Origin of the sequence: Bacteroides sp. ET225 (assembly GCF_024733745.1) — a bacterium.
Taxonomy (GTDB): Bacteria; Bacteroidota; Bacteroidia; order Bacteroidales; family Bacteroidaceae; genus Phocaeicola; species Phocaeicola excrementipullorum.
Window position 1 is genome coordinate 22,226 of the sequence record NZ_JANRHN010000012.1, and the last position, 12,797, is coordinate 35,022.

A 12,797-nucleotide genomic window follows, 5' to 3' on the forward strand; every position below is an offset into this window, starting at 1 on the left:
TATTCGGAACAGATAGCGAATGGCATGTTATCAGCATACATTATATTATATAGCATATGAAAAAGAAAATGATTTTGGGAATGCTCGGCGCGTTGGCTGTATTTTTGCCGGCCGGCAACATTGCAGCCTGTACAGGCATTTCGCTTGCGGCATCTGACAGCAGCCGTGTGGTAGCCCGCACCATTGAATGGGGAGGAAGCGACTTGAACAGCCAGTATGTGATCGTTCCGCGCGGATATGTGCAGCAGTCATATATCCCCGGAGGTGTGGCAGGCGGAAAGAAGTTTTCAGCCCGTTACGGCTATGTGGGACTTGCTGTAGAGCAAAAGGAGTTTGTGGCGGAAGGACTGAACGAAGCGGGACTTTCGGCCGGGCTGTTCTATCTCCCCGGTTACGGCGGATATGTGGCATACGATGCGTCTGAGAAGGCGGAAAGTATTGCAGATCTTCAACTTGTTTCTTATATATTGGCCACGTGTGCTACCGTGGACGAAGTGAAAAAGGCTGTCGGTGATGTCCGTGTGGTTGCCATTGATCCGCGTGCTTCTACCGTACACTGGCGCTTTGTCGAGCCATCCGGGAGGCAACTGGTATTGGAAATTGTTGACGGCAAGTGCCGTTTTTATGAGAACAAGCTTGGCGTGCTGACCAATTCGCCGGATTTTGAGTGGCAGCTGACCAATCTCAATAATTATGTCAACCTTTTTCCGGGCACGGCTCCGGCTCAACGTCTGGGAAACTTGAGCCTGAAGTCATTCGGTGCCGGAAGCGGATTTCTCGGAATTCCGGGTGATGTGACGCCTCCGTCACGTTTTGTCCGTGCAGCATTTTACCAGTCGACAGCTCCGTTGCAGAAAACCGGTGAAGACGCTGTCTTGCAGTGCTTTCAGATATTGAATAATTTTGACATCCCTGTCGGTATAGAAACAGCCGCTGGAGAAGTGGCGGCCGATATTCCGAGTGCCACTCAATGGACATCTGCTACGGATGTGACTCATCGTGTCATCTATTTCCGTACCATGCATAACAGTGCCATACGCCGCATTGACCTGAAAGGAATTGATTTCTCGAAGGTCGGGTATAAGGCTGTGCCTTTGGATATGGTTAAGCGTCAGCCGATTATTGATGTTTTATGAAATACTATAGAAAAATGAAACGTTGGTTCTTGTTTTTGCTGGCGGGCGGACTGTTCTGCACCGTCGGTTGTACGGCTTCGGTTAAAGTGATATATCCGAGCCGCAGTTATGTGACAGAAAAAAGACATCTTGGTGATGTGAAAACCATTATGCTTGTTTCGTCCGTTGATGTGGAGTATTACCAGACAAAGGGAAAGCTTTATGCGGAAATCTTTGCCTCTGATAATGTCCTGCCCGAGGTGCTGGTCGAAGAATCGGGCGGCACATTGACGGTAGGATACAAGCGTTCTGTTTCCTTTCGGGGTGAAAACCGCTGCAAGGTGAAAGTCTATGCTCCTTCTGCTACGGTTTTTGAAACGAACGCTTCGGGAGATATCAGCATTCCGGGCGGACTGCATACGAACCGGGCTGTCATATTACATGTGAATGCCAGCGGCGACATTGATCTGTCGTCCGTTGTCTGCCAGTCACTGAAGGCGGAAGTGAATGCCAGCGGTGACATTCAGATTCAAAGCGTAAAATGCGACAGGGCGGATGGTATGGTCAATGCCAGTGGGGATCTTAATATTAAAAGGCTGGATTGTACGCGGGCCAATCTGGAAGTGAATGCTTCGGGCGACTGTGAGGTAGAAGGCCGTTGCCGGACCGTGCGGCTTATGAACAATGCTTCGGGCGACATTGATGCGGAAAATCTGAGAGCTGTGGATGTGACAGCGGAAAACAACGGCTCGGGCGACATCAGTTGCCATGCGTCCGAAAGTCTGGATGCTGTGAATAGAGGGAGCGGAGATATCAGCTATGCGGGCAGCCCGAAGCAGGTGAGGAAAGAAGGGAAACACATTGACAGGGACTGATGTTATGGATATTCTTCTGATCATATTGGGCGTTATCTGTTTGATAACCGCAATTTTGGGAACTGTGCTTCCGGTTCTTCCCGGACCGCCGATTGCGTATGTAGGAATGATACTGTTCCATCTTACCGGCCGTATCCAGTTTACGCCCACTCAACTGATTGTCTGGGCGGTATTGGTTGTGCTGGTCCAGGTGCTTGATTACGTGATACCGATGCTGGGCAGCAAATATGCCGGCGGAACGAAATGGGGAAGCTGGGGATGTGTGATAGGAACAGTAGTCGGTTTGTTTTTCTCGCCTTGGGGAATTGTCTTGGGACCTTTTCTTGGAGCGGTGGCCGGCGAACTGTTGGGTGACAAGGATTTGAAGTATGCGTTGAAGTCGGGCTTAGGTTCGTTGCTTGGTTTTCTTTTCGGCACAATCGTGAAACTTATGCTTTGCGGCTATTTCATCTGGCAGTTTATTGCTGCGTTTTGAGCCGTCTGACGGTGAGAGTTTTTTTATTGGCGCAGACTGTTGCAGGCATTTTCTCTTTTGTCGGCAGCAGTCTGTTTTTTATTGTATGGGAGGGACAGCCGTTTGTAATTGGAAAGAAATATTTGTAAATATTTTGTATCCCACTCTTAATTGCATTGTCTTGCTCTGTTGATAAGGATGTAACAGCATACCTCTTTCTTTGCGTAAAATTAATCAAAAGAGGTTATTAATGGAGAAAAACAATTTTTTCAGGAAAAAGAGTTTGTCGGGTAAGAAAGTTGTGGCGGCATTGTTGCTGGGCGCATGTTGTTCTGCAGCTTATGCCGATGAGGACAGGGTTATTACCGGAAAGGTGCTGGACAGCAGCGGTGTCGGACTTCCCGGAGTAACGATTTTGCAGAAGAACACTTCTAATGGAACTGTTGCGGATATGGACGGTAACTTTTCATTGTCTGTATCCGATCCAGCATCAGCTTCTTTAATCGTATCTTTTGTAGGTTATGATACACAGGAGATACTGGTCAAGGATAAGGGATTTATTGCGGTGACACTGACGGAAGATGTGCAGGCTTTGGATGAAGTGGTGGTTACGGCATTAGGAATCAAGCGAGAAAAGAAATCGCTGGGATATGCCCAGCAGGTTGTTGACGGGAATGAGATGAATGTAGGCAATGACGCGAACGTGCTGAACAAGCTGGCGGGAAAGGTTGCCGGTGTGCAGATGATAGCCGGCAGCTCCGGTGCGGGTTCTTCTACGAGGGTTGTTATTCGTGGCGAATCTTCTTTGTCAAACAATAACCAGCCTCTGTATGTCGTTGATGGAGTTCCTGTCAATAACAATATATACTCCAATCTTGCCGGTACGCCGCAGGAGATTGATTATGGAAACGGTGCCGGCGAACTGAATGCTGACGATATTGAAAGCATATCCGTGTTGAAAGGAGCCAATGCCGCCGCTCTGTATGGTTCGCGTGCCGCCAATGGAGTGGTGCTGATAACGACCAAATCCGGAAAGACGAAGAACAAGTTCCAGATAGCCGTCAATTCGACCACTACTTTTGAGATGGTTTCCCGTCTGCCAAAGTATCAGAACAGTTACAGTCAGGGACTTGATGGAGAGTTTGAATACTGGGACGGCAATAACGGCCATGGCACTCAAGATCATCAGGATCAGAGCTGGGGACGTCCTCTTGACGGAAGTCTTGTGGCACAGTTTGACTCTCCTTCTGTCGGTGCTGACGGTACGGTTTATCGTGGCGGTGATGTCTTGGGGCGTAACGGCGCGTCTATCCAGCCTACTCCGCTGGTTCCTCATCCGGATAATGTAAGGGACTTTTTTGAAACAGGTGTCACGCTGAACAACAATATCGCGCTGAGCGCAAGCAATGACAAGGGCGACATACGTGTTTCCTATACCAATCTGTACAGTATGGGCGTAATTCCGAATGTAGATCTGCGGCGGAATACGGTAAGTATAAATACGGGCTATAAATTTACAGAAAAGTTTTCGGTGAAAGCAAGCGCTTCTTACATGAATGCAGCCAGCACCAACCGTCCGAGCCTGGGATACGGCCCGGAGAATCCGATGTATACATTCACATGGTTCGGCCGGCAGGTTGATATCAATAGCCTGCGCGAGTACTGGCAGCGCGGTTATGAGGGAAGGCAGCAGTTCCACTTTAACTCGGGATGGAACGACAATCCTTTTTTCACGATGTATGAAAACACGAACGGGTATGACAAAAACCGCATGTTCGGCAATGTGATGCTTGCTTATGATTTCCTTCCGAACCTGAAGCTGACGGCACGTACGGGAATCGATTTCTTTTACGATCTGCGCCAGAGCAAGCGTGCCTATAGCAGCAAGAGTTTTCCGACCGGAGCGTACAAGCGTGAAAATGTATTCTTCTCAGAATGGAATACGGATATCCTGTTGCAGTGGAACAAAAGGTTCAAGGAGGTATGGCGTACGGATCTGACCGCGGGAGTGAACTCAATGGTTCAGAAGAACTCATATGACTATAGCTTTGCCGACGGGCTTTCCATTCCGGGGGTATATAACTTGGGCAATGCCGCTTCAAATGTTGCGGTGATACAGCGGGACAGCAAGAAGCGAATAAACAGCGTGCTGTTTACGGGGCAGTTGTCTTATCGTGATTATCTGTTCTTGAATGTGACGGCACGTAACGACTGGTCCAGTGCGCTGACCCGGTCGGACGGTGCGGGACATAATTCTTATTTTTATCCTTCCATATCTGCCAGTGCCGTGCTGAGCGATATCTGGAGGCTTCCCAAAAAGATTACATACTGGTCGGTCAGAGGCGGATATGCAGAGGTGGGAAGTGATACAGAGCCTTACCGTCTGGAAAATACTTATTCATACAGCAGCAAGTACGGTTCTCAGTCGGGGGTCACAATGCCTTCAACGCTGTCTAACACGGATCTGAAGCCCGAGCGTATGCACTCTTATGAAATAGGGACGGACTTCCGCATGTTCGATAACCGGTTGGGTCTTGACTTGACTTATTATAATACGTTGAACACCAATCAGATTGTGCAGATACCTATATCTGCTACTTCCGGATACGATACGCGCTACATTAATGCGGGTGAAATCCGTAACTACGGATTTGAGGCTACCTTGTCGTATACGCCGGTAAAGACGCAGACCGGCTTCCAATGGGACGGAACCATCAATTTCTCCATGAACAAGAGCCGTGTGGAGGAAATCAGCGATGAATATGATCAGTATGTATATTCTTGGGCAGCCATTTACTCGGATGAAGATGCGCGCGTGTATGCGATAGCAAAAGAAGGCGAGCCTATGGGCAATCTGTATGGTACAGGATTGAGGCATACCGACGACGGCAAGCTGATTGTAGACGCTACCGGGTTGCCGGTGGCAGACCAGACGCTTGTGAAGCTGGGCAATTATAATCCGGATTTCATTATGGGATTTTATAACAAGTTCTCCTATAAAGGCTTTACTTTCGACTTTCTGATCGACTGGCATCAGGGAGGTGTGTTCGTTGCCAGATCATTTGGCATGGGCATGGAGTCTGGTGTGCTTGACAGAACAGAATACCGCAACGATGCCGGCATGGTGATTGACGGAGTTGTGTGGGATGAAGCGCAGAATGCTTATGTCAAGAATACGACTCCGGTAAGCCCTCGTGATTATTACAGAAACTTGTACCGGCGTTACCACGAAACCCAGTCTACTTTCAGTGCGACTTATGTGAAGCTGCGTGAAGTGAAGCTTGCATACAGCTTCCCGTCAAAATGGTTCGTGCATACTCCTATAAAGAGCCTGGGGCTGGCTGTGGTTGCCCGTAATCTGTTTATGTGGACAAAAGACCAGGACTATGTAGATCCGGAGTCTATTACTTACGAGGGCAGCTCGTCTACGCCCGGAGTGGAAGAGATGGCTTATCCCTCTACCAGAAGCATCGGTTTTAATGTGAATGTCGTATTTTAATTGTTAGGTTGCATATATGAAAAATAAGATAAAGATAGGATTTGTTTCGTTGGCTGTCTTCTGTGCGACAGCATGTACCTCTGATTTCGGTTCGATAAATACGGATCCGAACAATCCGACGAGTGTCACTCCGGATCTGTTGCTGACACCTTTGCTGCACACGCTGACTCAGAGGCAGTTCAATTATGGCGACGGAGCCGGGCTGGCACATTATGTTTCGCGCACGAACTACAACGAAACGGACCAGTATGCGTTTGGTACGAATGAAAGCACATGGTCAGACTATTATCTTCAGTTGAACAATATCAGTGAAATGATCCGGCTTTCCGAAGAAACCGGCCGCCCTTCTTGCGTGGCGATTGGATACATACTGAAAGCCTTTGTGGCTTCTCAACTGACGGACATGTGGGGAGATGTGCCTTACTTTGAGGCTACCCAGGGAAGCGAGAATATTACTCCGGCCTATGATACGCAGGAAGACATCTATACGGCAGAAGGCGGAATCATCAGCCTTCTGAAAGAGGCGGACGAACTACTGGCCGGGAATACGGACGTGCTTCCGTCTGATCTGGTCTATGAAGGCGACCGCGACAAGTGGCGCAAGTTCGGAAACTCATTGCGGCTGCGTTATCTGATGCGTATCAGCAACCGGATCGGCGACTGCACAATGGATATCAGGTCTGAAATCGCCTCCGTTATGGCGTTGCCGTTGATGGAGTCGAACGACGACAATATGCTTCTGCCGTTCTTGTCGGGAAATCCTAACATGTGTCCTATTTACGACATGCGTGCCGGCAATTTTGAATACACGCGGATGAGCAAGGAAATCCAGGCAATGTGGGACAATTATCAGGATCCGCGCGTTCCGGTATGGTTTGCCCCTTCTACGAATTCCGCTTCAACGTCATCTCCGGTTTATGCGGGAGTTGAATCGGGATGCTCTTCGACTACGCTTACGGAAATCGGATATTCACAGGCGGATGTGTCTATGTTGGGAAGCTATTACCGTGACGCTCCCGACGCATGTGATGCTGTGCTGATGAACTGTTCGGAGGTCAAGTTTCTGGAGGCTGAGGCCATAGCCAGAGGCTATGTTGCCGGAGATGCGCGCCAGGCTTACGAAGACGGCATCAGGCTGTCGATGGAATATTATGGGGTTGATATGCCGGCAAGTTACCTCGCTCAGCCCGGGGTGGCCTACAGTGATGCTGATGCAGACGAGGCTGTCAGGCAAATCATGCTGCAGAAGTGGATGTGCATGTTCTTTGTCGGTTATGAAGCCTGGTTTGATTTTCTGCGTACAGGACTGCCTGAGCAGACTCCTGTGCTTGACAACCGCAATCCGACGGCTGCCGGTGAGATTCCTTCGCGTTTCTATTATCCGGAAGACGAGCAAGCCTTGAACATGAATAATTACCAGGAGGCTGTTGACAGGCAAGGAGGAACAGATGATATAAACAGTAAATTGTGGTGGGAAAAATAATGAGAACGATGAAAATGCATAGAACGGTTTTTACAATGGCGCTGGCCTGCCTTTGGGCTGCTTCGGCCGGTGCCGCAATGGTGAAAGGAACGGTTAAGTCGGGGGATAGAGGCCTTGGAGAAGTGCTTGTGACAGACGGATTCGCGTTTGTCGTGACAGATTCGAAAGGGAACTATCAGATTGATTTGAACGAGAAGGCGGAGTTTGTTTATTTGCTGACTCCCAAAGGATACGTGGCTGATTTCAGCACAGGAGTGCCCCAGTTTTATCAGCGGGTGGATCCGTCCAAAAAGAATTATGACTTTAATCTTCAAAAGATGGAAGGAGATCCCGACCGCTTTGCCATGATTACGATGGCAGATACCCAGCTTGATACCGAATCGGATGTGAAGCGTCTGATGGCGGAAACTCTTCCGGATGTTCAGGCTACATTGCAGCAGTACGGCGGCGTGCAGAAAGCGGGCATTCTTTTGGGTGACATCTCCTGGGACAATTATGTGCAGAATGACGCATATAAGGATTTTGTCCGCAAGCTGGGGATTCCGGTGTATCCGGTTATAGGCAATCATGATTTTGACAAGTACATGACGCCGTCGCCGGACGCTGACTTTGCCCATATTTATAAAGAGAATTTCGGCCCCTTGTATTACGCTTTTCAATTGGGGGATGTGTATTACATTGTATTGAACAATATGAAATATTTCGGCAACAAGCGCTACAAGACTACGCTTGAGCTGGAAGATCAGATGAAGTGGCTGGAGCTTTTGCTGGGGTGTGTGCTGCAGCAGGACAAGCAGGTTGTTGTTGCGATGCATGCTCCGCTGAAACCTTCTCCCGAGGCTCCGCTGATCGAAGGAGGAGAAAAACTGAAGCGTATGCTGATGAACAAGTTTCATGCGACGGTCGTTTCCGGACACTTTCACCGCAATTCAACTACGGATATTGGTGCAGGGATTATGGAGCATAACTTAGGAGCCGTATGCGGCACGTGGTGGAGCTGTGATGTATGCAGCGACGGCACTCCCAACGGCTACCAGGTGTTTGAAGGAAACGGAGCGCAAGTGTCCTCTTATTATAAGTCGACGGGAAAAGACCGAAGCTGTCAGCTCAAGCTGTATGCAAAAGGGCGGGTTATGGACCGGCCGGATGCAGTGGTGGCCAAGGTGTGGAACTGGAATTCCAATTGGAGAGTGCGTTGGTATGAAGACGGAGTGCTGAAAGGAGATATGTCGCAGTTCTATTCGTTCGACCCTGATTATCTGGAGCATTTGGACGGACGCAGAGCCGTGGCCGATTATACTCCGGCAAGGACCAATCATTATTTTTCGGCTCTTCCTTCTGAGGCGGCTAAAGAGATAAAGGTGGAAGCGGTAGACGAGTTCGGCAATGTGTATTCCGAAACGATCGCTTTGTAGTGGGCACGCTGTGTCAAAATGAAAGCAGGTTTTCATTTTGACACAGCTTCTGTTTTTTACTGTCAGATTGACTTGATGAATCTGGCGGGAACGCCTCCAACGATGACATTTGCCGGAACATCTTTAGTGACAACGGCTCCGGCTGCAACGATGGCATTGTCGCCGATGGTCACTCCCTGCAGGATGGTTGCGTTTGAACCTATCCACACATTCTTCCCCAAAGTGATGGGAGCGGGATAAGTATAGATGCGGTCTTCGGGGGCTGTGCCGTGATTGAGGGTTGCGAACACCACATTGTGTCCTATCTGGCAGCCGTCGCCTATGGTCACTCCTCCATGATCCTGAAAGTGGCAGCAGGCGTTTATAAACACATTCTGCCCGATGTGAATGTTTTTGCCGAAGTCGGTGTAAAACGGCGGGAATACGCGCAGGGTAGGATTGACCGGCTGTCCGAACAGCTCGGCCAGCATTTCTCTCACTTCATCCGGCGTATAGTAGCTGGTGTTCAGCTTGAATGTGATCTTTCTTGCTTCGTTGCTCATTTCATTCATAAACAGAAAAATTTCTTCCGTATTCAGGGGCTTTCCTGTTTTCACGTATGCGAGGAAATCGTTCAGTGTCATATCTTTTCTCTTTCTTGTTGGTTTGGCTGCAAAGTTAGCCAAGTTAGCCGGTATGTCCTGTAGATATATTACGGAAATTGGTGTCTTAATTACGGCTTTTGCAGCATGTTGTGTACATATTACGGAGATTATAACCGTTATTCCGTTTTTTTCAGGCAAGATGTTCCGGTTCATGATTTATTCTTTAAATTTGTGGAAATAAAAAGTGATTGTTATGGAAGCAGATGTAATCAAACTTGACAAGGTTGAACAATACAATGACCTGTTCGGACTGGAAACGCTTCATCCGCTTGTCAGTGTGGTTGATTTGAAGGAGTCTACCCGGTATCCCACACATTTTATTATCAATTATGGCGTGTATGCGCTTTATCTGAAGGATATCAAGTGCGGGGACATCCGTTACGGAAAGCAGAAGTATGATTATCAGGACGGCACTGTGGTGAGCTTCGCTCCGGGGCAGGTGGCTGAGGTGGAAATGCTCGACGGCATGAAGCCGATGGCGACGGGGCTGCTGTTTCATCCCGACCTGATCCGAGGCACGTCGCTTGGCGAGAATATCAGGCAGTATTCTTTCTTTTCCTATTCTTCGGCGGAAGCTCTTCATTTGTCGGAAACGGAAAAGGAAATATTCACCGACTGTCTGCATAAAATCAAGCTCGAGCTTCTGCGTCCCATCGACAAGCACAGCAAAAGGCTGATATCGAGAAATATCGAGCTGCTGCTTGATTATTGCATGAGGTTTTACGAAAGGCAGTTCATTACCCGCAGGGAGGCGAACAGGGATGTGCTGACCAAGTTCGAGGCCTTGCTCGATGCCTATTTCATGGAGAACATGCCAGAGCGGAACGGACTTCCGACGGTGAGGTATTTTGCCGATAAAGTCTGTCTGTCGCCGAACTATTTTGGCGACCTTATAAAGAAAGAAACGGGGAAAACAGCTCAGGAGTATATCCAGAACAAGATTATGGATGTGGCAAAACAGCAGATTGTTGGTACGGACAAGACCGTGAGCCAGATAGCCTATGAGCTGGGCTTTCAGTATTCGCAGCATTTTAACCGCATTTTCAAGAAAAATGTGGGATGCACGCCCAATGAATACAGGAAGGTGCAGCATGTGTGAGGCTGTAGGAAACCATCCTTCACTGTAAAAAACGGTGCTTTTGCTTTGTGGCATTCTTTATCTTCAGGTTAGAGATACAGATCTCCAGCCTGGAGATACATGTCTTTAGCCTAAAGATGCATATCTCCAGCGTGGAGATGAACTTTTTAAAGGGCAGGCGGATTTTTCCGCCAGGCAGGAAGAGTATGCCTTGCGCCCAGCCCGAAGTGGAGTGCCGGACAGATTGCCGGATCCGCTCTCTTCCGGGAAAAACAGCATGTTTCTAAATGAATGCGGATTCCGCTAAACCGATGACAAAATGTTTTGAATAGTTTCCGAGGTACAGATTAAGGCCAAAGGAAAAAATCGAATTTGAAAAGGGCGGTTATGGTCTTTCACGGCGGTGCATATTTCATCGGATTGTCACATCAATGCAACAATTAAGGGGATTGAAAGCGATGGTTCAAAAAATATTTTCAATTTATTTTCTTATAAGCAAAACTTTTTATAAATTAACTGCAAATTTTCAAAGAAAATTCGGCGTAATAGTGGTAGAAGCTAGAAAACGAAAAAACATTTTGCAAACGTTATACAAACAAAACTAACTTTATGAACAGACTTACGGTATGGGGAGGCGTATTTGCCTTGTTAATTCTCCAGGCTTGTGACAACGGGACTCCGGAGAGGATGCAGACGGACAACAGCGTGACGGACAAAGTGACTTTCACGTCTTCCATTGAGAACAATTCCGCATCGAGAGCGTATGATGGAAAGTGGGAAAAGAATGACAGAATCGGAGTGTTTATGCTGAACAATGCAGACGGAACGCCTATTGAAAGCAACGTACCTTATATTACTTCTTCCGGCGATGGCAATTTTGTGGGGGATGGTGATTTCATCCGTTTCCCGGAAGAAGGAACTGTTGTGGATTTTGTAGCCTGCTATCCCTATAAAGCTGATTTGGCAGATGGACTTTCTTATTCGGTTGATGTAAGTGACCAGAGCAGCCAGAAGGCCATTGACCTGATGGTTTCGAACAATCTGATCGGGCGCGATCTCACTAATCAGGCTACGGGAAATAACCTGCAGTTTACGCATGTGCTCTCAAAACTGGTGCTGAACCTGCGCTCTGCAGATAACGGTTCGCTTCAGGGACTGAAGGTTTATGTGCTGGGGACGAAGGTTCGGGCTTCTGTGGGCCTGAAGGACAAGAAACAGACAGAGCCGGAGGGCGAAGCGCAAGATATACTTATGTATACGAATGATGATTGTACGCAGGCGGAAGCGGTGCTTGTGCCTCAGACAATCGGCGGGAAACTGAAGCTGCGTCTGGAAATCAACGGAAAGAGCAAGGAAGTGGAAACCGGCATCGAAGGCGGACTGGTTGCAGGCAACAAATACATCTACAGCTTGACGGTAAGCAATACGGGAGGTCAAATCGTTACAGACCCGGAGGCTGAATATACGCGCTGGTTTGAAACTCCGGTAATTACCGAATCGCAGCTTGCACAGAGCAACATCAGATACATCACCCATTATGGTCCGGACGACGAGAAAGTGCGCAACTACAGCATGTTGTACGACACGGAACTGAAGATTGCCTATTGGGTGGCCTATCCGTTGTGTTCCTACTACACGGAAGGAAGCGGAAAACGCACTGACGACTGGGGATTCGATCCTGCAATCTCTTCAAGTTTGCAGGCAGATTTGAAGAAAGGATTTAGCGGATTCGACCGCGGGCACCAGCTTCCGAGTGCCGACCGTGTCCGCAGCAATCGGATGAATGCGACTACTTTCTATTATACGAACATGACTCCGCAAATCGGGCAGAAATTCAACCAGACTATTTGGGCTGATTTGGAAGAAGCGGTGAGAGGATGGAGCAGCGGTATTGACACGCTTTTTGTGGTGACGGGTGCCATGCCTACCACGCAGACAGATACACACATCACCTATACGAGAGACAATAGCGGAAACAATGTGGCTGTACCCAAATATTATTTCAAGGCATTGGCCCGGAGAATCTCTTCTACTGGAAGCTACCAGACAATTGCATTCAAGATGGACCAGAAAACTTATTCTGACAGAGATTATAAGAAATATGCCTTAAGCGTCAATGAACTGGAAGAAATCACAGGCTTTACTTTCTTCCCCAACATCGATGATCAGTATAAAAACAGTTCAAGTGTATGGTGAAAAATACTCTCCGCTCTTGGCTTTTTGCAACGAACAGA

Annotated in this window: 9 protein-coding genes; 8 read left to right on the plus strand and 1 reads right to left on the minus strand. The window is 48.2% G+C overall.

Features of this window, described 5'->3' with window-relative positions:
* The first annotated feature begins 56 nt into the window (after positions 1–56).
* From NW212_RS07105 to NW212_RS07130, 6 genes are all read left to right on the plus strand, one after another.
* Positions 57–1,136, plus strand: coding sequence for a linear amide C-N hydrolase (locus NW212_RS07105; protein WP_375337962.1), 1,080 nt, complete (start codon positions 57–59; stop codon positions 1,134–1,136).
* A gap of 14 nt (positions 1,137–1,150) precedes the next feature.
* Complete coding sequence (locus tag NW212_RS07110; RefSeq protein ID WP_258337950.1) at positions 1,151–1,990, plus strand: DUF2807 domain-containing protein; 840 nt, start codon at positions 1,151–1,153, stop codon at positions 1,988–1,990.
* 4 nt (positions 1,991–1,994) lie between these two features.
* Positions 1,995–2,465, plus strand: a complete 471-nt coding sequence (locus tag NW212_RS07115; protein WP_258337951.1) for a DUF456 domain-containing protein — start codon at positions 1,995–1,997, stop codon at positions 2,463–2,465.
* 229 nt (positions 2,466–2,694) lie between these two features.
* A complete protein-coding gene (locus tag NW212_RS07120; protein WP_258337952.1) occupies positions 2,695–5,943 on the plus strand; it encodes a SusC/RagA family TonB-linked outer membrane protein in 3,249 nt (1,082 codons plus the stop codon).
* A 16-nt stretch (positions 5,944–5,959) separates the two neighbouring features.
* Entirely contained in the window at positions 5,960–7,426 is a 1,467-nt protein-coding gene (locus NW212_RS07125) for a SusD/RagB family nutrient-binding outer membrane lipoprotein (protein ID WP_258337953.1), read from the plus strand.
* 8 nt (positions 7,427–7,434) lie between these two features.
* A complete protein-coding gene (locus NW212_RS07130; RefSeq protein WP_258337954.1) occupies positions 7,435–8,841 on the plus strand; it encodes a calcineurin-like phosphoesterase C-terminal domain-containing protein in 1,407 nt (468 codons plus the stop codon).
* A gap of 62 nt (positions 8,842–8,903) precedes the next feature.
* Here the strand turns inward: NW212_RS07130 and NW212_RS07135 are convergent, their stop codons facing one another.
* Entirely contained in the window at positions 8,904–9,464 is a 561-nt protein-coding gene (locus tag NW212_RS07135) for a sugar O-acetyltransferase (RefSeq protein WP_258337955.1), read from the minus strand.
* Positions 9,465–9,678: 214 nt separating this feature from the next.
* On the opposite strand from NW212_RS07135, the gene NW212_RS07140 reads away from it, so the two are divergent.
* Positions 9,679–10,584: an AraC family transcriptional regulator gene (locus tag NW212_RS07140; protein ID WP_258337956.1), complete on the plus strand. Its 906-nt coding sequence runs from the start codon at positions 9,679–9,681 to the stop codon at positions 10,582–10,584.
* Positions 10,585–11,172: 588 nt separating this feature from the next.
* Positions 11,173–12,759 (plus strand): DNA/RNA non-specific endonuclease, encoded by a 1,587-nt coding sequence (locus NW212_RS07145; RefSeq protein ID WP_258337957.1) that lies wholly within the window; start codon positions 11,173–11,175, stop codon positions 12,757–12,759.
* Positions 12,760–12,797 lie beyond the last annotated feature (38 nt).